A 23,784-nucleotide genomic window follows, 5' to 3' on the forward strand; every position below is an offset into this window, starting at 1 on the left:
GGACGTTTGGCCGTATCTGCGGTCGATGTCTGCGGTCGTGATCAACGGTCGAGGTCTGCGGCCGGTCTCAGCGGCCGCCGGCCGGGAAGCGAAAGGCGAGGCGCGTGAACGGACCCCTCATCGTCCAGAGCGACAAGACGCTGCTCCTGGAGGTGGACCACGAGCTGGCGGACGCCTGCCGGCGGGCCATCGCGCCCTTTGCCGAGCTGGAGCGGGCGCCGGAGCACATCCATACGTACCGGGTGACGCCGCTGGGGCTGTGGAACGCGCGAGCTGCCGGGCACGACGCCGAGCAGGTCGTGGACGCCCTGGTGCAGTTCTCGCGGTATCCCGTGCCGCATGCGCTGCTCGTCGACATCGCCGAGACGATGTCCCGCTACGGACGGCTGACGCTGGTCAAGCACCCCGCGCACGGCCTGGTGCTGAGCTCCACCGACCGTCCGGTGCTGGAGGAGATCCTGCGCTCGAAGAAGGTGCAGCCGCTGGTAGGGGCGCGGCTGGACCAGGACAACGTGGTCGTCCACCCCTCCGAGCGCGGGCAGATCAAGCAGACGCTGCTCAAGCTGGGCTGGCCCGCCGAGGACCTGGCCGGTTATGTCGACGGTGAGGCGCACCCGATCGAGCTGCGCGAGGACGGCTGGGCGCTGCGGCCGTACCAGCGGCAGGCCGTGGAGGGGTTCTGGCACGGCGGCTCGGGTGTGGTCGTGCTGCCGTGCGGCGCGGGCAAGACGCTGGTCGGGGCGGGCGCGATGGCGCAGGCCAAGGCGACCACGCTGATCCTGGTGACGAACACGGTCTCGGCCCGGCAGTGGAAGCACGAGCTGGTGAAGCGGACCTCGCTGAGCGAGGACGAGATCGGTGAGTACAGCGGGACGAAGAAGGAGATCCGGCCGGTCACCATCGCCACGTACCAGGTGCTGACGACCAAGCGGAAGGGCGTCTACCCGCATCTGGAGCTGTTCGACTCCCGGGACTGGGGCCTGATCGTCTACGACGAGGTGCATCTGCTGCCCGCCCCGGTCTTCAAGTTCACCGCCGATCTGCAGGCCCGGCGGCGGCTGGGGCTGACCGCGACGCTGGTCCGCGAGGACGGCCGGGAGTCGGATGTCTTCTCCCTCATCGGGCCCAAGCGGTTCGACGCCCCGTGGAAGGAGATCGAGGCGCAGGGCTACATCGCCCCCGCTGACTGTGTCGAGGTGCGGGTCAATCTGACCGACTCGGAGCGGCTGGCGTATGCGACGGCCGAGACCGAGGAGAAGTACCGCTTCTGTGCGACCACCGCCAGCAAGCAGTACGTGACCGAGGCGCTGGTGCGCCGGCACCAGGGCGAGCAGACGCTGGTCATCGGCCAGTACATCGACCAGCTGGACGAGCTGGGCGAGCATCTGGACGCCCCGGTGATCAAGGGCGAGACCACCAACGCGCAGCGCGAGAAGCTCTTCGAAGCCTTCCGGCAGGGCGAGATCTCGGTGCTCGTGGTCTCCAAGGTCGCGAACTTCTCCGTCGACCTTCCCGAGGCGACGGTCGCGATCCAGGTGTCCGGCACCTTCGGCTCCCGCCAGGAGGAGGCCCAGCGGCTGGGCCGGGTGCTGCGCCCCAAGGCCGACGGGCACGAGGCGCGGTTCTATTCGGTCGTCGCGCGCGACACCATCGACCAGGACTTCGCGGCGCACCGCCAGCGCTTCCTGGCCGAGCAGGGGTACGCGTACCGGATCGTGGACGCGGACGAGCTGCTGGCGGCGGACGAGGACGTCTGAGGCCGCTCGGGCTCGGACCGCCCGGGCTCAGACCGTCCGGGACGGGCTGACCGGCTCCCGGGCGGCGCGCGGCGCGGGCAGGCCGCCGCCCGGGGGCACCGGCGGCCGCCGTGTCCACCACACGACCGCGGCCAGCAGCGCCAGTCCGAGCAGGGGATACGGGGACGCGAACGGCTGCTGCCACCAGCTGACCCGCAGATCGAGGTCGCCGGTGTGCGGCACGATCCACATCGTGCGGGCGGTGAAGGCGAGGGTGACGGCGGCCAGCAGCGCCCTGCGCCACGGGTCGCGCCGGGTGTGGGCGGCGAGCGCGATGAGCAGCGGCACACACCAGACCCAGTGGTGGGACCAGCTGATCGGCGAGACCAGCAGCGCCGTGACGGCCGTACAGAGCACGCCCCATCCGTCCAGACCGCGGCGCAGATAGATACGGCGCGCGGCCCAGAGCCCGGCCGCCGCGGTCAGCAGCGCGGGCACCGCCCAGAGCAGACCCGGCTCGGGCTGGTGCAGCACCCGGGTGATCAGACCTTGCAGGGACTGGTTGTCGACGATCCAGACCTTGCCGACCCGGTCGGTCTCGAACATCCGCCGGGTCCAGAACTCGATGCTGGCACCGGGCAGGACCAGCCAGCCCAGCAGCACGGAGACCAGGAACCCGGCGAGCGCGGTGCAGGCGGCCTTCACCCGGCCGGTGACGAGGAGGTAGACGGCGAAGATCGCGGGGGTGAGCTTGATGCCGGCCGCGATGCCGGTGGCGAACCCCTTGAAGCGGGCGCCGTCCGGACGGGAGAGGTCCCACAGGACCAGGCAGGTCAGCGCGAGGTTGACCTGCCCGAAGACGAAGGTCTGGAAGACCGGCTCCAGCCAGAGGCCGAGCGCGGTGGCGGCCAGGAGGAAGGGCGCGGTGTGGGCGGCCTTGCGCAGCCCGGCGGCCTTGCACGAGAGGTGGATCAGCAGCGCGAGGAGTGCCGCGTTGACCAGCACGCAGACGATTTTGAGCGTGCCGAGCGAGAGCCAGGTGGTCGGTATGAAGAGCAGGGCGGCGAACGGCGGGTAGGTGGCCGGAAGGTGCCACTTGGTGACCGTGAAGCCGTAGAGATCACCGCCGGTGGCGGCGGCCGCGCCCTCGGCCCGGTAGACCGCTATGTCGGACATCGGCAGCGGCTGGACCTGGTAGAGCACCCAGAGTCCGGCGAATGACGCCAGGAGCAGCGCCGTGGCGAGCGCCAGTCGTCCGGGGTGGGCGATGCTCTGCGCCCAGGTCCGTCTCCATGTCCACGCCCCGTCGACGGCAGACACCCGCTGACCCCTCCCCGTTGCCCTGAGCGCGCCTACTGCGGTGACGCTAGTGGATCGAGACCGACCGTCCGTAACGGTTTCCGGTCATCCCGATGGCGACGCGGAGTCGGCTTTCCCGCACCCGATCGCGCAGGTGTTGCGCATGATCTGTACGTGCCTGGCCGGTACGTGCTTGATGCGGCTTCCTGCCCCATATTGTGCGCGGTGTGCGCGGGCAGGGGCGGCTGAGGCACGCGCTCGGCTACATCACGCGGTGCCGGGAAATCAGTCGTCCGCGTACTCACCCATGACGACGACGCTGAAGGCGGCCGACGCGAAGACCTTGATCGCGCGAAGGGCGTTGCCCACGACATAGCGGTGCTCATGGGCGGCCGCCGTATCGCGCTCGGGGCCGCCGCCCAGGGCCGTGGCGCCCTTGACCGGGTGGAGGGAGGCGGGGTGGACAGAACCTGGGGGAATCGCTGCGCTGCTCATGACTCCATGATGAAATTCACGCGATTGCAGCACATCGGTCCATAGGTCCATCTCTGAGAGCCGGACGTCCGCCTCCAGGCCCACCCCCTCCCCTACGGGGGACCTACGGCAGCCGACCGCAGCGGAGCCCGCCGCGGCCCGCCGGAAATCCGTTGGCGCCGTCTTGCGGCGCTGACTACAATCGCGCGTCTGCCTGCCTCCCGTCGAGGAGTGCCGCCGACCGGTCGGAAACCGGCCGGCCCCTTCGCTTCACGCCGCTGAACCGCACACCGCCTGACCTGCGCTGTGCACCGACACCGGCCCGCCGCGCCGCGCTCATCGGCGCGCGCCCGCCGACGTACCCGCCACGGAGGCAACGCCGTGCCCTCGCACGCCCACCACCCGACGACGGAGCCGCGCACCGAGAGCTCCGGCCCCCGGCCGGGATCCGACGACCCGCTCCAGCGCGAAAAGTCCCACCTCGCCGCCTCCCGCTCCGCCCTGCGCGCGATGCGGGCGGACGCCGAAGCGCTGAACATCGCCGATGTCACCGCGAACTGGGTCAACGCCGAGGTCCTCCAGGGCGAGATCGACGCCCGGATCAAGGCGCTCGCCGACCTCTCCCACACCCCTCTCTTCTTCGGCCGACTCGACTATCTCCACGCGCCGGGTCTCGAACTCGCCGAGGGCGCCGCGGGAGAGAACTTCTACATCGGCCGGCGGCATGTCCACGACGCCGACGGCGACCCCATGGTCATCGACTGGCGCGCGCCCGTCTCCCAGCCGTTCTACCGGGCCTCCAAGAAGGACCCGATGGACCTCAAGCTGCGCCGCCGTTTCGGCTACACGGGCGGTGAGCTGACCGCGTACGAGGACGAGCACCTCACCGACCCGACCGAGGCCGCCCGGACCAGCGCCCTGCTCCAGTCCGAGATCGAGCGTCCGCGCGTCGGCCCCATGCGGGACATCGTCGCCACCATCCAGCCGGAGCAGGACGAGATCGTGCGCGCCGGCATCGGCGGCTCGGTCTGTGTCCAGGGTGCTCCGGGCACCGGAAAGACGGCGGTCGGTCTGCACCGTGTCGCGTATCTGCTCTATGCGCACCGCGAGCGGCTGGCCCGCTCCGGCACCCTCGTCATCGGCCCGAACCGCTCCTTCCTGCACTACATCGAGCAGGTGCTGCCGGCCCTCGGCGAGCTGGAGGTCAAGCAGGCCACGGTCGACGACCTGGTCGGGCATGTGGAGGTGCGCGCCACGGACGAGGCGGCCGCCGCGACGGTCAAGGGCGACGCGCGGATGGCGGAAGTGCTGCGGCGGGCGGTGCGCTCGCACATCACGATGCCGCAGGAGCCGTGTGTGGTCGTCCGCGGCTCCCGCCGCTGGCGCGTACCGGCCTACGAACTGGAAGAGATCGTCCAGGAGTTGCGGGACCGGGAGATCCGCTACGGCGCGGCCCGCGAGGCGCTGCCGCAGCGGATCGCCCATGCCGTGCTCGTCCGGATGGAGCAGGCGGGCGAGGCCCCGGACGACCGGGTGCAGGACGCGGTGGCCCGTAACACCGCCGTGAAGGCCGCGGTCAAGGCGGTCTGGCCGCCGGTCGACCCGGCGAAGCTGGTGCTGCGGCTGCTGGGCGATGCGGAATTCCTCGCCGATCAGGCCGAGGGGATCCTGACCCCCGAGGAGCAGAAGACGATCCTGTGGACCAGGCCGGCCCGCAGCGTGAAGAGCGCCAAGTGGTCTTCCGCGGACGCGGTGTTGATCGACGAGGCGATGGACCTGGTGGCGCGCACACCGTCGCTCGGCCATGTGGTCCTCGACGAGGCCCAGGACCTCTCCCCCATGCAGTACCGCGCGGTCGGCCGCCGTTGCACGACCGGCTCCGCGACCATCCTCGGCGATATCGCCCAGGGCACCACCCCCTGGGCGACCGACACCTGGGAGGAGGCGCTGACGCACCTGGGCAAGCCCGGTTCGGCCGTCGAGGAACTCACCCAGGGCTTCCGCGTACCGCGCGAGGTCATCGCCTATGCGTCCCGGCTGCTGCCCGCCATCGCCCCCGACCTGACGGAGGCCACCTCGATCCGTGAGTCGGCGGGCGACTTCGCGATCCGTACGGTCGAGCCGGCGGACCTGACCGCCGCCACCCTCACGGCCTGCGGCGACGCGCTGGCGAAGGAGGGCTCGATCGGACTGATCGCCGCGGAGGCCCGGATTCCGGCGCTGCGTACGGCCCTGGAGGCGGCGGGCGTGAGCTGTCTGGCCCCCGGCGAGGAGACCTCGGCCGAGGCCCGGCTGACGCTCGTACCCGCCACCCTCGCCAAGGGTCTGGAGTACGACTACGTGGTCCTGGACGAGCCGGCCGCGATCGTCGACGGCGAACCGGACGAACGCACCGGGCTGCGCCGCCTGTACGTCTGCCTGACCCGGCCGGTGTCCGGACTGACGGTGATCCATGCGGCGCCACTGCCGGAGCAGTTGGCCGACCGCTGAGGCCCCGGGGTCGTGTGCCCGGGGCCGCCAGGGGTCGCCTGATGCCACGACGTCAGGCGACCTTGGCGCAGATCATGGTCCTCCCGTCGTACACGTTCCACGAGTAGCGGTAGCGCCCCGGCTCCCCCGGGCAGGCGCCGGTGCCCGCCGAGGCCCGCAGGACGGCCGCGACCTGCATGATGTAGCTGAACTCCCGGGGCACCCGGTCGGCGCTGCAGTTCCACGCGGTGAGCAGGTTCGCCGGCCCGGGGCGCCCGCCCTGGGCCTTGGCCAGGAAGCACTGGCCGTTACGGAACTGCCGCTCCACACACAGGTTGGTGGACGAGGAGCCCACCCCGCCGTGCCACCAGCTGCCCCGTCCGCCGCCGGACGGGCAGCTCCCGGTCCTGGCCACCCGCAGCACCCGCAGATACGCACTGGCCGCACCGCAACCGACCCGCACCGGCGCCGAACGACTCCAGTTGCCGTACCCGTCCTGGTACGCGTCGAGGCAGTCGCCGGCCCGTACGGCCGCGAAGGCCGCGTCGACCGGGCTGGGGGGACGGGAACCGGTCCCACCGCTGGTGGACGTGCCGGAGCCTGACGTTCCGGAGCTCGACGTTCCTGAGCCTGAGGTGCCACTCGTGGACGTCCCGGAGCCGGACGAGCCGGAGCCGGACGTGCCGGAGCCCGACGAGCCGCTCGTGGATGTACCGGAACTCGTCCCGCCACTTGAGTACGTACCGCTTGACGCCCCCGAGCTCGTCCCGCCGCTCGAATACGTACCGCTGGACGTACCGCTGGACGTACCGCTCGACGAGCCGGCGGTGTCCTCGGCGTTCCAGGGCTTCCAGAGGAAGACCACGAACGCGATGCACAGGAGCACCGCCCAGACGCAGCCGCCGCCGGACGAGGAGTTGGCGGGCTGCGGGGCGGGCGACGTCTTGGATGACGACGACATCTTGGACGACGGCGTCTTGGGCGACGCGGGCGCGGCGGTCTGTGCGGAGGCCGCCCGCCTCCGCTGCTCCCGCCGCGCGTCGTCGGTGCGCTTCTGCCGCTCCCGCTCGGCGCGTTCACGCCGCTGTTTCTCCGCGGCCTGCGCGGCCGCCCGCGCCCTGGCCTGCGCCCGCTTACGCTCCTCCGCCTCCTTGCGCTCCCGTGCCTTGCGCGCCGCCTGCTCCCGCTCGGCGCGGTCCCGCTCCTCCTGCTTCTGCCGCGCCGCCCGCTCCTCCTGCTTCCGGCGCGCGGCCTGCTCTTCCTGCTTCTGCCGCGCGGCCCGTTCCTCGGTGTAGACGCGGGTGGGCTCCGGCGGCGGGACCTGTTGCGTCCACTCGTCGGCCGCGGGGGTCTGCGCGCCCCCGGCTGCGGCGCCCCCGGCTTTCCGTAAGGCCCGCCCCTGCGCCTCGTACTTCCCGATCAGTGCGGTCCACCGCTGCGGCAGCCAGCGCTCGCCGCGCCGCGAGGTCGGCATCCGGTCGAGTTCCTCCAGGAACTGCCGCAGCAGATCGGCGGGTTCGGGCCGCTCGTCCGGACCGGCGGACAGACACGGGCGGATCAGCGGGGCCAGTTCCCGGGGCAGCCCGGTCAGATCGAGTGCGCCGCGCTGTACGAGCGTCAGCAGCCGGATCGTGTCGTCGGTTTCGGGGTACGGCGGGCGGCCGACGGCCAGATAGAAGAGCGTGGCGCCCAGCGAGTACACATCGGACGCCGTGGTGGACGGCTCGGCACGGGCCTGCTCCGGCGAGGTGAAGGCGACGGTACCCAGCGTCAGCGACGTCCGCGTGATGTCGTTGGCGTGCGAGATGCCGAAGTCGATGAGCCGGGGCCCGGCCAGCGGCAGCAGGATGTTCTGGGGTTTGACGTCCCGGTGGACGATGCCCTCGTCGTGCAGGATCACCAGGGCCTGCGCGGTGCCCGCCGCGATCCAGCGCACCGCGGAGCCGGGCAGCCGCCCCGCGCTGCGGACGAGCTCGGACAGCGCGGGCGCCGGTATGTACTCGATGGCCATCCAGGGCAGTTCGGCGTCCGGGTCGGCGTCGCGCACCCTGGCCGTATGGACGCTGTCGATCCGCCGGGCCAGCGTCACCTCGCGGGCGAACCGCCGCCGGTCGGTATCGCTGACGACGCCCTCGGCGAGCAGCGTCTTGACCGCGGCCAGCGACCCGTCGACCGTGGACCGCGCCAGATAGATCCGCCCCATGCCGCCCGACCCGAGCCGCCCCAGCATCCGGTAGACGCCGAGCCGCTGCGGGTCGTCTCCGCTGAGCGGCTTGACTCCCATACCTGTCATGCCGTGTCACCCTCCCCCTGGTCCCCCAACCGTGACACTCGTCAAACGGTCCCACGCCAAAGGGAGTTGAGGAAGCGGGCCGGACGGGGCGCCCGAGGGCACGGCAGCCTCCCGTTCCGCCTCTGAAGGCCGCCCTCGTAGACCCCTCAGGTCTCGTGCGTCTCGCGGGTCTCGCGGGCCTCGTGCGTCTTGCGGGTCTCGTGCGTCTTGCGGGTCTCCCGGATCTCTCGGATCTCTCGGATCTCTCGGATCTCCCAGCTCTTCCGGATCTCCCGGGTCTCCGGGATCTCTCAGACCCGCTGAGCGACAGGCAGATCCAGCGCCTCCCGCCACTCCCGGACCGCCGCCGCCTCCACCGGCGCCGACCACCCGGCGGGCCGGGCCGCGCCGCCGATGTGGAACGCGTCGAGACCGGCCGCCCGCAACGCCGGCAGATGGCCGAGCCCGAGTCCGCCGCCGACCAGGATCCGCGGCGCGTACCCGGGCTCGCCCGCCGCCGTACGCGCCTGCTCCGCCAGCAGCGTCGGCAGCCCCCCGTCGACCCCCTGCGCGGACCCGGCCGTCAGATAGGTGTCGAGCCCCGCGGCGCCGGCCGCCCCGGCCAGCTCCTTGCGCAGCGCGTCCCGGTCGGCCGCCCGGTCGATGGCCCGGTGGAAGGTCCACGGGCAGCCGTCGATCACCTCGGTCAGCGCCGCCACCGCAGCAAGATCGGGCCGCCCGTCCGGCGTGAGGAATCCGAGGACGAACTCCTCGGCACCCTCCGCCCGCAGCGCCTCGGCCTCCTCGCACAGCGCCGCCACGTCACCGGCCGCGAAGCCGTCGGCGGCCCGCAGCATGACCCGCAGCGGAAGGCCGACAGCCGCCCGGACCGCCGCGAACGTGGCCCGGGGCGGGGTGAGCCCGTCGGCCGCCATGTCCGTCACCAGCTCCAGCCGATCGGCCCCGCCGGCCTCGGCGGCGACCGCGTCCTGCGGGCCGAGCGCGATCACCTCCAGCAGCGCGCGCTTGCTCATATGACCCAATCCTTCGATGACGACATGACGAGACGGACCCCACAACAGGTCTAGTCCAATATCCCAGAGTAAGGGCCACCCACTCTTCCGGACACCGGGCCACCACCGGCACACCCGGAATCCGCCCATACGCCGTACTCCCGCACCTACCCGCACGACCGGCCGCCGACCGTCGGCAGACCTGACCGGACCTCACCCTCCGCCCCGTATTTCCCGGGGCGCGAGGCACAATGGCTCGTATGACCTCCGTGCCCCGTACGGCAGACACCACCGACCCGGCGCCGGAGCTGCGGCAGCGCTGGGCCGACACCGTCACCGCGGCCCGCGGCACCAAGAACCCCACGGCACCCGACCCCGCCCCGTACGCGGACAACCTCCTGTCCCGCTGGCGCGAACCCCAACGCCGCTACCACACCGTCGACCACCTGGCCGCGGTCCTGTTCCGCATCGACGAACTGGCCGAGCACGCCGACGACTTGCCCACCGTCCAGTTGGCAGCCTGGTTCCACGACGCCGTGTACCGCCCGGACCGCTCCGAGAACGAGGAGCGCAGTGCGGCCCTCGCCGAACGCGCACTGCCCGAGCTGGGCGTCGGCGCGGCCCGCACGGCCGAGGTCGCCCGCCTGGTGCGGCTCACCGTCACCCACGACCCGGCGCCCGACGACCCCGACGGCGAGGTGCTGTGCGACGCGGACCTCGCGGTGCTCGCCGGTTCCCCCGACCAGTACGCCGCTTACGCCGCCGCGGTCCGTGCCGAGTACGCGTTCGTCCCCGACCCCGATTTCACCGCGGGCCGCGCCGCCGTCCTCACCCAACTCCTCTCCCTGCCCCGCCTCTTCCGCACGCCCCGCGGCTACGACCTCTGGGAACACACCGCCCGCCGCAACCTCTCCACGGAACTGGATCTGCTGCGGGGGGCGTAGGGAGGCTTGGGCCGTTGTTTGTCTGCGGGTGCGGTGGTGGCTGGGCGCGCCGTTCCCCGCGCCCCTTCGTGGCGCGGCCGATCCGTCACCTGCTTCTCGGGCCGTGCGGCTTGGTGGGGGCTGGGGTTTTGCGGGGTGCGTGGTTGCCGCGGGGGTCGGAGGGGACGCACCGGTACCCGTCCTCGGCGCGGGCGACGCGGCTACGTGTAGTTGATTGCCCCGGCGTTCGCTCCAGTCCTGCGGGCGGGCACCGGTACATCCCCTCCAACCGTCCAGCGTCGCCGACTGCCGGCCGGTGACACCGCCCGTCACCGACCACATGCCCGCCGCGCCCAATGAGCGGGCGGCCCGGCCAGGTCCCTGCCAAGAGGGCCGTATGGGGTTGGTGACGGTGATCGGTACGGCGGGAGAGCCGCGCACGTACGGCGGTCGGAGGGGATGTCCGGTGAGCCGCCCGCAGGACCCGGAGCGAACAACGGGGTGAAGAACCTCCGGGACCCGCGTCGCCCGCGCCGAGGACGGGTTACCGGGCGTCCCCTCCGACCCCACCACCCACACCCCGTAGGCGAAACGGCGCCAGCCCACGGCAAACCCGCACCAAACCCAACCCCAGCTCAGCAACACCGCGTCAACCCGCCGGCCCCGCTCCCGCAGAAGGAATCGGCCGAGCCGGGAATGTAAGCCGTCCTATCGCTGTTAGTAGCTGACATGCCCGCACAGTCCGACCGCTCAAGCCTGCCCATCGCCGTATACGTCCTCGGCCTGTCCGTCTTTGCTCTTGGCACGTCCGAGTTCATGCTCTCCGGCATCCTCCAGCCCCTCGCCCGCGACCTGAACGTCTCCATTCCGCAGGCCGGACTGCTGGTCTCGGCCTTCGCGATCGGCATGGTGGTCGGCGCCCCGGTGCTCGCCGCCGCCACGCTCCGGCTCCCGCGGCGGACGACACTGATCGCGCTGCTCGCCGTCTTCGGCCTCGGCCAGGTGGCGGGCGCGCTGGCGCCCTCCTACGGCGTGCTCTTCGTCTCGCGCATCGTGAGCGCACTGGCCTGTGCCGGATTCTGGGCGGTCGGCGCGGCGGTCGCCGTCTCGCTGGTGCCGGTGACCGCGCGGGCCCGCGCCATGGCCGTGATGGTCGGCGGCCTGAGCATCGCCAACATCGCGGGCGTCCCGGCCGGCGCACTGCTCGGCCAGCACGCCGGCTGGCGCGCCGCCTTCTGGGCCGTGGCCGGTCTGGCCGCGATCGGCCTGGTCGGCGTGATCGCGCTGGTGCCGCGTACGGCCGTGCCCACCGGCGAGGACCGTCCGCAGCTGCGCCGTGAGCTGACCATCTACAAGGACAAGCAGGTCTGGCTGGCCCTGACCGCCACGGCCCTGAACGGCGCCGCGGTCTTCGCGCTCTTCTCGTACCTCTCGCCGCTGCTGACCGACACCGCCGGCCTCGCCGAGAGCTGGGTACCGACGGTGCTGGCACTCTTCGGCGTCGGCGCGCTGACCGGCACCTTCATCGGCGGCCGGATCGCCGACGCCCACCTCTTCGGGACGCTCTTCGGCGGTATCGCCGCGTCCACCGTCGTGCTGGCCGTCCTGGCTCTCACCGCGCACAGCGCGGTCGCCGCCATCGCGCTCTCCCTGATGCTCGGGGTGACCGCGTTCACCACGGCCCCGGCCCTCAACGCCCGGATGTTCAACGTGGCGAACGCCGCGCCGACGCTGGCCGGAGCGACCACCACCGCCGCGTTCAACATCGGCAACACCCTCGGCCCCTGGCTCGGCGGGCTGGCCATCGGCGCGGGCTGGGGCTACCCGTCCGTGGCCTGGACCGGCGCCGCGCTGGCGGCGGCGGCCGTGATCACCACTGCCCTCGCGTTCCGACTGCACCGCGCGACGAACCAGTCCCGGCTGGTCGCCTCCTCCACCACCCCCGCCGCGCAGGCCACCGCAACGGCGCAGCCGGCGGAAACGGCCGAGGCTGCGGAGACGGCAGAGGCAGCAGGGACCGCGAAGGCGACGGGGGCGGCAGGGCACCACTGAGTCCAGCGGGGCGACGCGCGCCCGCGCGGTTCATGCCCGGCCGTCGAACGTCCATCGCGTCTGGCTGTAGGTCTCGCCCCGTCCGAACCCGAAGGCCGTGACCGGCTCGACCCGGAAGACCACGGCCCGGTTACCCTCTCCGTAGAACGCACCGTCGCGGACGTCGAAATGCCAGTCGCTGCCGTACTTCTCGGCGTACAGATCGGCCAGCCGGCGCAGCGTGGGCTCGTCGTGCACCCGCACCGCGTCGCCCTCGACGACCACATCGAGCCCCGCGTGCAGGTCGTTGCCGCCGGCCGTGGAGGTCGTCAGCACACAGTGCGCGTTGGATTCGAGGTTCTTGGCCTTGCGTTCGCCGGGGCCGGTGCAGAAGTGCAGTGCACCGTCCGACCAGACGGCGAGCAGCGGGGTGACATGCGGGCGGCCTTCGGGCCGGACGGTGGTGAGCCAGAAGATCTCCGCCTCGGTCATCCCGCCGACGGCCGCGGGCCATGCGGTCGCCGTGGCGCCCTCGCTGCTGTAATTCGGGTCGAGGTCGGTGGCCGGTTGTCCGCCCTGTTCGCTGGCTGACATGACTGTCCCCTTTCGGTGCGGCGGTGCGGCGCACGGTCAGGCCCATCGTGCGGGGACCCGCCGCCGTGCCGCCGCTACGACGCGCCGCGACGGGCCGTACGGGGCGCCGGCCGGTGCTTGGGACGGCGCAGACCGGCGGCGGTCAGCCGGCGCAGCAGCTCCTTGGAGCCGACCTCCACGGCACCGGCACGCACCGCATCGCCGTACCGCTCCGACGGCAGGTCGTAGTGGTCGCGCTCGAACGCCCGCCGGGGCGCGCCGATCCCCGCCGCGAAGGCGTGCAGTTCGTCGAAGGAGTGGTCGCTGACCAGATGCGACCACATACGGCCGTGCCCCGGCCAGGTGGGCGGATCGATGTAGATAGCCACGTCAGCTCTCCGGCCGGATCGCCGTCTCAGCCCGCCGCACCATCAACCACCACCTCAGCCTTCCATCGGGGCGCCGAGCCGGCCGACCCGGGCCACCGCGACGGCTGTCTTGGGGCAGACCCAGTGCGGATCGGTCCCCAACTCCGGTTCGACATCGAGCGCATGGGGATCCCCCGACTCCGTGCACACGGGGCACAGCGGCCAGCGGCCGTACCGGTCCAGGAGGGCGTCCTGGACGTCCTGCGCTATGAGTCCTGCGACGAATGCCGCGCCTTCAGGCCATTGCTCCACCCACCACCGGCGGTGGACGACCGCATCCTCCACGAGCGAAACGATGTCGGCGTCGGCCACCTTGTCCGCCATCAGGTCGGCGAGCACCAGCGCCCGCGCGGCGTGCAATGCCTGTTCCATCTCCATGCCCCCCATTGTCTCCCGGCCGCCCGCCGCCGAATGGAGTTGTCCACAGCCCGCCGCGGATCACGCGTTCTGTCCACAGCACTCACGGAGGGTATTGACGCCGGGGCGTCGATGAAATTACTTTTCAAGCGTGAGCAGTAGCGTGAAGGAAACTTTCAAGGACGTGGCCGTCGAGACCCGACCGGCCCCGGCCCCACCCGCCCCCGCGGCGCTGGCCGCCAAGGTCCGCACCCTCGCGCCGACGATGACCCGCTCCATGCAGCGGGTCGCGGAGACCGTCGCGAGCGACCCGGCCGGCTGCGCCGCCCTCACCGTCACCGGCCTCGCGGAGCGCACCGGCACCAGCGAGGCCACCGTCGTGCGGACGTCCCGGCTGCTCGGCTACCCGGGCTATCGCGATCTGCGCCTCGCCCTCGCCGCGCTCGCCGCCCAGCAGGCGGCCGGCGGCGCTCCCGCGGTGACCGCGGACATAGCGGTCGACGACTCCCTCGTCGATGTCGTCGCGAAGCTGGCGCAGGAAGAGCAGCAGTGCCTGGCCGACACCGCCGCCGCACTGGACGTCACTCAGCTCGAAGCCGCCGTCACCGCGCTCTCCGGGGCCCGCCGTATTGATGTGTACGGCATCGGGGCCTCCAATCTGGTCGGCCAGGACCTCGTCCAGAAGCTGCTGCGCATCGGCCTGATCGCGCATGCGCACGCGGACCCGCATCTGGCCGTGACGAACGCCGTGCAGATGCGCACCGGCGATGTCGCCCTCGCCATCACGCACTCCGGGCGGACCACCGATGTCATAGAGCCCCTGCGGGTGGCCTTCGACCACGGCGCGACGACGATCGCCATCACCGGCCGCCCGGACGGCGAGATCGCCGCGTACGCCGACCACATCCTGACCACGTCCACGGCCCGCGAGAGCGAGCTGCGCCCGGCCGCGATGTCGTCCCGCACGAGTCAGCTGCTGGTCGTGGACTGCCTGTTCATAGGCGTCGCGCAGCGTACGTACGAGACCGCGGCCCCCGCGCTGTCCGCCTCCTACGAGGCCCTCGCCCACCGCCACTCGCCGCGGAACAACCAGCGCTGACCTCGCACCGCCCCGCCGTTGTGGGCATACGTGCCGCCCGGGCGGCACGGGTGGGCACGACGGCACCCGGCGGCGGGCAGCCGAAAAGCCACGGCCCCCCACGAGCCCGACCCGAAGAGAGCCGCCACGCCATGACCTCCACCGCCGACCACGCCCATCTGCGCGCCCAGTTGGACACCCTCACCACCGAGGCGTTCCGGCCCGAGCTCGCCGAGATCGACCGCCGCTCCACCCTGGAGATCGCCCGGACGATGAACGACGAGGACGCCACGGTCCCCGCCGCCGTCGCCCGGCGGCTCCCGGAGATCGCCGCCGCCATCGACGCCACCGCCGCACGAATGGCCCGCGGCGGCCGGCTGATCTACGCCGGCGCCGGCACGGCCGGCCGCCTCGGGGTGCTGGACGCCAGCGAGTGTCCGCCGACCTTCAACACCGACCCGTCCGAGGTGCTCGGGCTGATCGCGGGCGGCCCGTCCGCGATGGTCGCCGCCGTCGAGGGCGCCGAGGACAGCACGAAGTTCGCGATCGAGGATCTGACCGCGATCGGCCTGACGGACCTGGACACCGTCGTCGGCATCTCGGCGTCCGGCCGTACGCCCTATGCGGTCGGGGCCGTCGAGCATGCCCGCGCCCTGGGCGCGCTGACCATCGGCCTGTCCTGCAACGCCGATTCGGCGCTGGCCGCGGCCGCCGAGCACGGCATCGAGATCGTGGTCGGCCCCGAGCTGCTGACCGGCTCCACACGGCTCAAGGCAGGCACCGCCCAGAAGCTGGTGCTCAATATGCTCTCGACCCTCACCATGATCCGGCTGGGCAAGACCTACGGGAATCTGATGGTCGACGTCCGCGCCTCCAACGAGAAGCTGCGGGCCCGCTCTCGCCGTATCGTCGCGCTCGCCACCGGCGCTTCCGACCAGGAGATCGAGACGGCGCTCCGCAGCACGGACGGCGAGGTGAAGAACGCCATCCTCACCATCCTCGGCCAAGTCGACGCCCCCACCGCCGCCCGCCTCCTCGACGCCGCCGACGGCCATCTCCGCGTGGCCCTCCAGGCGGCCGAGGACCACTGAGCCCCACCACCGCCCACCCGCCACACCCCCGTACGGCTCCGCCCCCGACCCTCGCCCCTGGTTTGTCCGCACAGCAAGGCACCGCATATGCCCGAAGACAAGAATTGCGCCACCGCTGCCGCGATCCTCCCTCTCGTCGGCGGCGCCGGAAACCTCATCTCCATCGCCCACTGCATGACCCGGCTCCGCCTCGGCATCCAGGACCGCTCCCTGGTCCAGGACGAGGCCCTCAAGGCACTGCCTGCGGTCATGGGCGTGGTCGAGGACGACACGTACCAGATCGTGCTGGGCCCCGGGACGGTCGCCCGGGTCACCCCCGAATTCGAGCGCCTGGTGGCCGAGTCACGCGCCATGGCACCCACCACTGAGCCGGAACCCACCGGCCCGCCCCTCACCTCGGAGACCACCACACCGGAATCCGCACCGGCCCCCACGCCACCCGCCACCACCCAGCCACCGCCCACCTCACCCGCCACCCCCACCGCCGAGGAGCTGGCCGCCCACGGCGCCGCCCTCAAGGCGCGGCAGAAGTCCCGGAACGCCACCCCGGTGAAGCTGTTCCTCCGCCGGATCGCCAATATCTTCGTCCCGCTGATCCCGGCCCTGATCGGCTGCGGCATCATCGCCGGGATCAACGGCCTGCTGACCAACCTCGGATGGCTGCCCTCGGTCGTCCCCGCCCTGGCCGCCATGGCCTCCGGCTTCATGTCCCTCATCGCCGTCTTCGTCGGCTACAACACCGCCAAGGAATTCGGCGGCACCCCGATTCTCGGCGGCGCGGTCGCCGCCGTCATCGTCTTCCCCGGCGTCACCCACATCACCGCCTTCGGCCAGCACCTCTCTCCCGGTCAGGGCGGGGTGCTCGGCGCACTGGCCGCGGCGCTGCTCGCCGTCCAGGTGGAGAAGTGGTGCCGCAAAGCAGTCCCCGAGGCGCTGGACGTCCTGCTCACGCCCACCCTTACGGTCCTGGTCACGGGCCTGGTCACCCTCTTCGGTCTGATGTTCGTCGCGGGCGAGGCCGCCACCGCCATCGGCACGGGCGCCAACTGGCTGCTGGCCCACGGCGGCGCATTCGCCGGCCTCATCCTGGGTGGCCTCTTCCTCCCCCTCGTCATGCTGGGCCTCCACCAGGCGCTCATCCCTCTGCACACCACCCTCATCGAGCAGCAGGGCTACACGGTCCTGCTCCCGATCCTCGCCATGGCCGGAGCGGGCCAGGTCGGCGCCGCGATCGCCGTCTACCTCCGCCTCCCCCGCAACCGCTCGATCCGCAGAACCATCAAGTCCGCCCTCCCCGCAGGCTTCTTGGGCGTCGGCGAGCCCCTGATCTACGGCGTCTCGCTCCCCCTGGGCCGCCCCTTCATCACCGCCTGCCTGGGCGGCGCATGCGGCGGCGCCTTCGTCGGCTTCTTCAACCAACTCGGCGACGCCGTCGGCTCCACCGCCATCGGCCCCTCCGGCTGGGCCTTGTTCCCCCTGGTCAAGGGCAACCACACCCTGGCCACCACGCTCACCGTCTACGCCCTGGGCCTGGCCGTCGGCTACCTCACCGGCTTCCTCGCCACCTACTTCTTCGGCCTCAGCAAGCAGCTGCGGGCGGAGCTGAACGCAGACCCTGACAGCGCCCCCACCCCCACAGCCGCAGAGCCCGCCCCGACAACGGCGGGAAGCGCCACCGCACCCGGAACACCGGCCGGCCTGGGAGCCCCCTGAATTCGACAAAAGCTCATGACCCCGCAACCCATGAGCCCGCAACTCATGAGCCGCGACAAAAGGTCAGATATTGCCGACGAAGGGCGGCCACACCCCCATTCCACCACTCTCCGCTCCATCCCTTACACAATCAGTGACTGCAACCAAAAGTTACTGACGGGGCATCAATACTTGAAGAGGTGGGAGGGAAGCGAAGTCTCCTCCGTGGAAAGCAGATCCGACCGCTTCTTCAGTTCGCCTTCTTTAGTTCGCCGCGCAGGTAATTCACTGGGCGAACTCGGGCACGCCTCCCGCCCGGGACTGCCGGCGGAACCTCGGACAGGGCTCCCGGCAGCAACAACGGGCCCCGCGGGGCGGGCGCAAGCCCCCGGTAGCCCCCGAAGGCCTGCCGCCCGAACCCAACTTCGCAGGAAATCCAGCTCCCGGAGAAGACCTCCCCCCTAACCCCTACCCCCAACCCCAACATTCCCTTCTCGGCTGAATAAGTGGCGCACCACATCGGGCTTTCACCACCACCCCGTCACCGAATTCGAAATGGCGATCCATGAGCTCAGCACACCTGTTTAGGGCGCCCTTAAAACCGACCCACAAACGCCGCCCGGTAGAGCCGCCCCAAAAAACGCAATTCCACCCCGTGAAAAGCACACGCCTCCCCTTCACCCCGCCATGATGCTGCCCAACTGTGGGGCGCCCGCGGTGGAAATGCCGACTGCGGCGGGGAGAGGAAGCGGGAGCCGGTGGTGGTGAGGCGGGTGCCGTCCGAGGGGAGGGTGGTGAGTGCACCGTTGCCGCCGTCCTCGTAGACGGCGGCAACGGTCAGGTCCGCCTTCTTGTCGCCGTTGAAGTCACCCTGGCGGCCGTTGGCGGCCGGCGCGGCACGGTCCGCAGCCGAGGTGGTGCCGGTGGCGGCCGTCAGCAGCCCGGCCGCCAGCGCGGTCGCGGCCGCCGTGGCCAGGGGTCGTACGGAGGCGCTTGGGCATGCGGGGCTCTGCTGCCTGCGGGATGCCCGGGGCGTCCCGGCTGGATGAGGGGCCGGGCCGTCGTGGGCCGCAGGAGGTGTTCCGCGTGCCCGTATGGCAGTTGGCGCACAAGAGACCTGTGGGGCGCGGAGAGGGGTGTAGTGGAGTGGTGAAGGTGGCGTGAAGTGGAGGTGTGGGTGGCGGGGCGCGGTTGGGCCGGAATCCGTACCCGCGGGGCGTATTAGGGTCAGCGCATGGGGATCCGATTACGCCGCCCGTGGCGCGCCAGGCTGATCGTGGCGGGCACCGCCCTCGCACTCGCCGTCGCCGGGGTGACACTGCTGCTCCGGGGCGAGACGCCACCGCCGTACGTGCCGCCACAGCCGTCCGGGCCACACGTCCGCGAGGTGGTCCAGTTCGCCTACGAGAGCACGCTGGACGTCGACCTCGATCCCCCGCCGGGACCGGCCACCCTGGTCGGCGCCGTCCTGCTGGCGGTGAGCGGGGCCCTGTGCGTCGGGGGCTGCTTCATCCGTCGCAAGGGCCAGGCGCAGCACCCCTGATCGCGCCCCTTCCCGCAGCGGGTCCGGATTCCGTCCCCTGGCGAACGCACTCAGCCGCCGGCCGCATCGGACCCGACCGCCCCCGTACGAACCGTGGTTCGCGGGCCCCTCTACGGCCCGCCCCCACGCCGGCACGGTAAATCCCGTACGCCGCCCGGCGAAGACGACACCGCCCGCGAAGACGCCGCGGGCCGGCGGAGACGACGCCGCCCGGCAGAGACTCCGCGGGCCGCCCCCGAAAACCCCCGAAAAACGCCGCCGGGGCGGCACCCCCCCGAGAGGAGGGTGCCGCCCCGACGAACGTGTGGACGTGTGATCCGGGAGGATCAGCGTTCCGATCCAGAGGATCAGAAGTCCATGTCACCGCCCGGCATGCCGCCCGGAGCGCCCGCCGGGGCGGCCTTCTCCGGCTTGTCGGCGATGACGGCCTCGGTGGTGAGGAAGAGCGCCGCGATGGAGGCGGCGTTCTGCAGCGCGGAGCGGGTGACCTTGGCGGGGTCGATGATGCCTTCGGCGATCATGTCGACGTACTCGCCGGTCGCGGCGTTCAGACCGTGGCCGACGGCCAGGTTGCGCACCTTCTCCACCACGACGCCGCCCTCGAGGCCGCCGTTGACGGAGATCTGCTTGAGCGGGGCCTCCAGCGCGAGCTTCACGGCGTTGGCGCCGGTCGCCTCGTCACCGTCGAGGTCCAGCTTCTCGAAGACCGAGGAAGCCTGGAGCAGGGCGACGCCACCGCCGGCGACGATGCCCTCCTCGACGGCCGCCTTCGCGTTGCGAACGGCGTCCTCGATGCGGTGCTTGCGCTCCTTGAGCTCGACCTCGGTGGCGGCACCGGCCTTGATGACGGCCACGCCGCCGGCCAGCTTCGCCAGACGCTCCTGGAGCTTCTCGCGGTCGTAGTCCGAGTCGCTGTTCTCGATCTCGGCACGGATCTGGTTGACGCGGCCCTGGACCTGCTCGCTGTCGCCGGCACCGTCGACGATGGTGGTCTCGTCCTTGGTGATGACGACCTTGCGGGCGCGGCCGAGCAGTTCGAGACCGGCGTTCTCCAGCTTGAGGCCGACCTCCTCGGAGATGACGGTGCCACCGGTGAGGATGGCGATGTCGCCGAGCATGGCCTTGCGGCGGTCACCGAAGCCCGGGGCCTTGACGGCAACGGACTTGAAGGTGCCACGGATCTTGTTGACGACCAGGGTCGACAGGGCCTCGCCCTCGACGTCCTCGGCGATGATCAGCAGCGGCTTGCCGGACTGCATGACCTTCTCCAGGAGCGGCAGCAGGTCCTTCACGCTGCCGATCTTGGAGTTGACGATGAGGATGTACGGGTCGTCGAGCGACGCCTCCATACGCTCCATGTCGGTGGCGAAGTACGCCGAGATGTAGCCCTTGTCGAAGCGCATACCCTCGGTGAGTTCCAGCTCCAGACCGAAGGTCTGGGACTCCTCGACGGTGATGACGCCTTCCTTGCCGACCTTGTCCATGGCCTCGGCGATCAGCTCGCCGATCTGGGTGTCAGCGGCGGAGATGGAGGCGGTCGAAGCGATCTGCTCCTTGGTCTCCACGTCCTTGGCCTGCTCCAGCAGGGCGGCGGAGACGGCCTCGACGGCACGCTCGATACCGCGCTTGAGGGCCATCGGGTTGGCGCCGGCGGCGACGTTGCGCAGGCCCTCGCGGACCAGGGCCTGGGCCAGGACGGTCGCGGTCGTCGTGCCGTCACCGGCGACGTCGTCCGTCTTCTTCGCGACCTCCTTGACCAGCTCGGCGCCGATCTTCTCGTACGGGTCCTCGAGCTCGATCTCCTTGGCGATGGACACACCATCGTTGGTGATCGTGGGGGCGCCCCACTTCTTCTCGAGGACGACGTTGCGGCCCTTGGGGCCGAGGGTGACCTTGACGGCGTCGGCGAGCTGGTTCATCCCGCGCTCGAGACCGCGCCGTGCCTCCTCGTCGAACGCGATGATCTTGGCCATGTGAAGTGGTCCTCCCGGACTGGGGTGGATTGCTCCGGACCGCGCTGGCGCCCGCGACGGACGACCTGCAGACCTGTGTGGTTCCTTGCCCCACGCGGCCTACGGGCCTCACCGACCCGGTCCTTCTTTGTCACTCTCACTGGGAGAGTGCTAACGCCAATGATTAGCACTCGTGGGGTGCGAGTGCAAGCCGCCCGGAGGGGCGTCGTTGAGGGGCGGCGGTCGGGCGACGGGTGGGCGCACAGCCGAAGGCCCGTACCCCCCTCAGGGGTACGGGCCTTCCTCACGCAGTAGTTGGTCGGCGCCTCAGCCGGCCACCCGGACCATGTCCGCCTGCGGCCCCTTCTGGCCCTGCGAGATCTCGAACTCGACTCGCTGACCCTCCTCAAGGGTGCGGTAGCCGTCCATCTGGATCGCGCTGTAGTGGACGAAAACATCCGCACCACCGTCGACCGCGATGAAGCCGTACCCCTTCTCCGCGTTGAACCACTTGACGGTGCCCTGAGCCATGCCTAACTCCCCTATTACTGGCCCTTGCGCAGGACCGCACTCCGCGGACCCGGGTCAGACCTCACCCCGCGAAAGGCCCGTGGGGTGTGCGCCGGAACGCGTCGACCGCCGCTGAATGTATCTGCACAGATGCCCAGAGCAACAGGTCAATCGGACGAGAAATCTGGCGCCGGAGAATCGGCAATATGCGGCGAAATCCTGGTTCTCCAGGGCAAGTCGGGCCGGGCATAGCGCACCTAGGCGACAAATACCGCCCACACTTTGGACACAACTGACCGCGAACACATATGCGTTCGGCACGCTCACGGTGATATCCGGAGGGGGATCACCCCAATGGTATCTCCTTTCACAACACGGAATTGCCCCGTCCGCTTTCCGGCGGACGGGGCAATTCCGGTCATGCAGGAGAAGAGTTGGCGCAAATCAGCAGCCGCCGGCCACGGCCGGGATGATCGAGATGCCGGCGCCGTCCGGGGTCGGCGTCTCCAGGCCCTGCTCGAAGCGCACATCGTCGTCGTTGACGTACACGTTCACGAAGCGGCGCAGCTTGCCGGCGTCGTCCAGCACACGGGCCGCGATGCCCTGGTGGTTCTGCTCCAGGTCGGCGATCACCTCGGAGAGGGTCGCGCCCTCGGCGGGGACCTCGGCCTGGCCACCGGTGTACGTGCGGAGGATGGTGGGGATGCGGACCTTGACGCTCATGGTTCTGCCTTCCAGGGGTACGGAGTACGAGTTCGGGGGGCTGTGGCGCGGCCTCGTCCGCCGGACGGGCCGGCGGCCTCAGCCGAGGCCGGCCGCGCGGAACGCGTCCAGGTTCGGACGGATCGTGGCCGTGGGCCCGGAGGTCGGGGCGACCGCGTCAAGTGTCTTGAGGCCGTCACCGGTGTTCAGGACGACGGTGGTCAGGGACGGGTCGAGCAGACCTTCCTCGATCAGCTTCTTGGTCACGCCGACGGTCACTCCGCCCGCGGTCTCCGCGAAGATCCCTTCCGTCCTGGCCAGCAGCTTGATCGCGTCGACGACCTGCTCGTCGTTGACATCCTCCACGGCACCGCCCGTACGGCGCGCGATGTCGAGCACGTACGGACCGTCGGCCGGGTTGCCGATCGCCAGCGACTTGGCGATGGTGTCCGGCTTCTGCGGGCGCACGACCTCGTGTCCGGCCTTGAAGGCCGTGGACACCGGCGAGCAGCCCTCCGCCTGGGCGCCGAAGATCTTGTACGGCTTGTCCTCGACCAGGCCGAGGGCGATCAGCTCCTTGAGCCCCTTGTCGATCTTCGTGAGCTGCGAGCCGGACGCGATCGGGATCACGATCTGGTCCGGGAGCTTCCAGCCCAGCTGCTCGCAGATCTCGTACGCGAGCGTCTTGGAACCCTCGCCGTAGTACGGCCGCAGGTTGACGTTGACGAAGCCCCAGCCCTCACCCAGCGGGTCGCCGATGAGCTCCGAGCAGAAGCGGTTGACGTCGTCGTAGTTGCCCTCGATGCCGACCAGGTCACCGCCGTAGACCGCGGCCATGACGACCTTGCCGGCCTCCAGGTCGTGCGGGATGAAGACGCAGGACTTGAAGCCCGCGCGGCGCGCCGCGGCGCCGACCGCACCGGCGAGGTTGCCGGTGGAGGAGCAGGAGAGGGTGGTGAAGCCGAAGGCGCGGGCGGCCTCGACGGCGATCGCCACGACGCGGTCCTTGAAGGAGTGCGTCGGGTTGCCCGAGTCGTCCTTGACGTACAGCCCGCCGGTGACGCCCAGCTCGGCGGCGAGCCGGTCGGCCTGGACGAGCTTGGTGAAGCCGGGGTTCAGGTTGGGCTTGTCGGCCACGTCGGTGGGGACGGGCAGCAGCGGGGCGTAGCGCCAGATGTTGTTCGGACCGGCCTCGATCTGCTTCCGCAGGCTCTCGGGGTCGCCGCTCGGCAGGTCGTACGCGACTTCGAGCGGCCCGAAACACTCCTGGCACGCGAAGATCGGGCCGAGCGGGAAGCGCTGTCCGCACTCGCGGCAGGACAGGGCTGCGGCGGGGCCCAGAGCGACGGTGGGGGTGTTTTCGGTGACTTGCACAGCCATGGAGGCGAGGCCCTTTCTCCTCATCTTCCTCGCGACGAATCTCGCCACGAGACGGATTTGGCACCTTCCCTAGCCGGGAGCCTCACGCGCACGGGACGTCAGCGTCCTGGCGGCAAGACCGGCTGGAGGGTTGCCGGGGCTTCAACGGGCCGTATCCCTCTGCCCCTCTGGATGAGCGGTATGGCGCTGGGCCGAAACCCAGGCGTTTGTGGCGCGGCGACCCCGACATGCGACGGTCATCCGCGTTGTTCAAGACTGTAA

At 71.0% G+C, this 23,784-nt stretch carries 19 protein-coding genes and 1 riboswitch; of the genes, 8 read left to right on the forward strand and 11 right to left on the reverse strand.

Annotated features, from left to right (window positions below; translation table 11 throughout):
* Window positions 1–104: 104 nt before the first annotated feature.
* Window positions 105–1,757 carry a DNA repair helicase XPB gene (locus STRNI_RS17760; RefSeq protein ID WP_093645108.1) on the forward strand — a complete coding sequence of 551 codons (1,653 nt, stop codon included), beginning with the start codon at window positions 105–107 and terminating at the stop codon, window positions 1,755–1,757.
* Between the two features lie 27 nt (window positions 1,758–1,784).
* Here the strand turns inward: STRNI_RS17760 and STRNI_RS17765 are convergent, their stop codons facing one another.
* Together STRNI_RS17765 and STRNI_RS17770 are read right to left on the reverse strand one after the other, a co-directional pair.
* A complete protein-coding gene (locus tag STRNI_RS17765) occupies window positions 1,785–3,056 on the reverse strand; it encodes a glycosyltransferase 87 family protein (RefSeq protein WP_277411579.1) in 1,272 nt (423 codons plus the stop codon).
* Between the two features lie 264 nt (window positions 3,057–3,320).
* Window positions 3,321–3,530, reverse strand: coding sequence for a hypothetical protein (locus STRNI_RS17770; RefSeq protein ID WP_274737597.1), 210 nt, complete (start codon window positions 3,528–3,530; stop codon window positions 3,321–3,323).
* Window positions 3,531–3,890: 360 nt separating this feature from the next.
* Here STRNI_RS17770 and STRNI_RS17775 point away from each other — a divergent pair, with 360 nt between their 5' ends.
* Window positions 3,891–5,999, forward strand: coding sequence for a HelD family protein (locus STRNI_RS17775; RefSeq protein ID WP_381845328.1), 2,109 nt, complete (start codon window positions 3,891–3,893; stop codon window positions 5,997–5,999).
* 52 nt (window positions 6,000–6,051) lie between these two features.
* Here STRNI_RS17775 and STRNI_RS17780 read toward each other — a convergent pair whose 3' ends face one another.
* A complete protein-coding gene (locus STRNI_RS17780) occupies window positions 6,052–8,271 on the reverse strand; it encodes a protein kinase domain-containing protein (protein WP_277411580.1) in 2,220 nt (739 codons plus the stop codon).
* A 290-nt stretch (window positions 8,272–8,561) separates the two neighbouring features.
* Entirely contained in the window at window positions 8,562–9,284 is a 723-nt protein-coding gene (locus STRNI_RS17785; RefSeq protein WP_148590662.1) for a copper homeostasis protein CutC, read from the reverse strand.
* A 239-nt stretch (window positions 9,285–9,523) separates the two neighbouring features.
* Here STRNI_RS17785 and STRNI_RS17790 point away from each other — a divergent pair, with 239 nt between their 5' ends.
* Together STRNI_RS17790 and STRNI_RS17795 are read left to right on the forward strand one after the other, a co-directional pair.
* The gene (locus tag STRNI_RS17790) at window positions 9,524–10,207 is read left to right on the forward strand and encodes an HD domain-containing protein (protein WP_109891950.1); all 684 of its coding nucleotides are present in this window, start codon (window positions 9,524–9,526) and stop codon (window positions 10,205–10,207) included.
* Window positions 10,208–10,915: 708 nt separating this feature from the next.
* Complete coding sequence (locus tag STRNI_RS17795) at window positions 10,916–12,238, forward strand: Cmx/CmrA family chloramphenicol efflux MFS transporter (RefSeq protein WP_277411581.1); 1,323 nt, start codon at window positions 10,916–10,918, stop codon at window positions 12,236–12,238.
* 30 nt (window positions 12,239–12,268) lie between these two features.
* Here the strand turns inward: STRNI_RS17795 and STRNI_RS17800 are convergent, their stop codons facing one another.
* From STRNI_RS17800 to STRNI_RS17810, 3 genes are all read right to left on the reverse strand, one after another.
* Window positions 12,269–12,811, reverse strand: a complete 543-nt coding sequence (locus STRNI_RS17800) for a pyridoxamine 5'-phosphate oxidase family protein (RefSeq protein WP_018089718.1) — start codon at window positions 12,809–12,811, stop codon at window positions 12,269–12,271.
* A 74-nt stretch (window positions 12,812–12,885) separates the two neighbouring features.
* Entirely contained in the window at window positions 12,886–13,179 is a 294-nt protein-coding gene (locus STRNI_RS17805) for a DUF4031 domain-containing protein (RefSeq protein ID WP_262038147.1), read from the reverse strand.
* Between the two features lie 54 nt (window positions 13,180–13,233).
* A complete protein-coding gene (locus STRNI_RS17810; RefSeq protein WP_026169645.1) occupies window positions 13,234–13,596 on the reverse strand; it encodes a hypothetical protein in 363 nt (120 codons plus the stop codon).
* Window positions 13,597–13,726: 130 nt separating this feature from the next.
* Here STRNI_RS17810 and STRNI_RS17815 point away from each other — a divergent pair, with 130 nt between their 5' ends.
* From STRNI_RS17815 to STRNI_RS17830, 4 genes are all read left to right on the forward strand, one after another.
* Window positions 13,727–14,674: a MurR/RpiR family transcriptional regulator gene (locus STRNI_RS17815; RefSeq protein ID WP_026169646.1), complete on the forward strand. Its 948-nt coding sequence runs from the start codon at window positions 13,727–13,729 to the stop codon at window positions 14,672–14,674.
* A gap of 131 nt (window positions 14,675–14,805) precedes the next feature.
* Window positions 14,806–15,744 (forward strand): N-acetylmuramic acid 6-phosphate etherase, encoded by a 939-nt coding sequence (murQ, locus tag STRNI_RS17820; protein ID WP_109891946.1) that lies wholly within the window; start codon window positions 14,806–14,808, stop codon window positions 15,742–15,744.
* An 87-nt stretch (window positions 15,745–15,831) separates the two neighbouring features.
* Window positions 15,832–17,457: a PTS transporter subunit EIIC gene (locus STRNI_RS17825; RefSeq protein ID WP_277411582.1), complete on the forward strand. Its 1,626-nt coding sequence runs from the start codon at window positions 15,832–15,834 to the stop codon at window positions 17,455–17,457.
* 1,213 nt (window positions 17,458–18,670) lie between these two features.
* Window positions 18,671–18,979, forward strand: coding sequence for a hypothetical protein (locus STRNI_RS17830; protein WP_018089725.1), 309 nt, complete (start codon window positions 18,671–18,673; stop codon window positions 18,977–18,979).
* Between the two features lie 347 nt (window positions 18,980–19,326).
* Here STRNI_RS17830 and groL read toward each other — a convergent pair whose 3' ends face one another.
* The 4 genes from groL to thrC form a co-directional block, all read right to left on the reverse strand.
* A complete protein-coding gene (gene groL, locus STRNI_RS17835; protein ID WP_018089726.1) occupies window positions 19,327–20,952 on the reverse strand; it encodes a chaperonin GroEL in 1,626 nt (541 codons plus the stop codon).
* A gap of 306 nt (window positions 20,953–21,258) precedes the next feature.
* Window positions 21,259–21,462, reverse strand: coding sequence for a cold-shock protein (locus STRNI_RS17840; protein ID WP_003986833.1), 204 nt, complete (start codon window positions 21,460–21,462; stop codon window positions 21,259–21,261).
* Window positions 21,463–21,885: 423 nt separating this feature from the next.
* Window positions 21,886–22,164, reverse strand: coding sequence for a MoaD/ThiS family protein (locus STRNI_RS17845; protein WP_018089727.1), 279 nt, complete (start codon window positions 22,162–22,164; stop codon window positions 21,886–21,888).
* Between the two features lie 78 nt (window positions 22,165–22,242).
* Complete coding sequence (gene thrC, locus STRNI_RS17850) at window positions 22,243–23,523, reverse strand: threonine synthase (protein WP_018089728.1); 1,281 nt, start codon at window positions 23,521–23,523, stop codon at window positions 22,243–22,245.
* Between the two features lie 17 nt (window positions 23,524–23,540).
* Window positions 23,541–23,701: riboswitch (SAM riboswitch) on the reverse strand.
* Between the last annotated feature and the right edge of the window lie 83 nt (window positions 23,702–23,784).

Origin of the sequence: Streptomyces nigrescens, from assembly GCF_027626975.1 — a bacterium.
Lineage (GTDB): Bacteria > Actinomycetota > Actinomycetes > Streptomycetales > Streptomycetaceae > Streptomyces > Streptomyces nigrescens.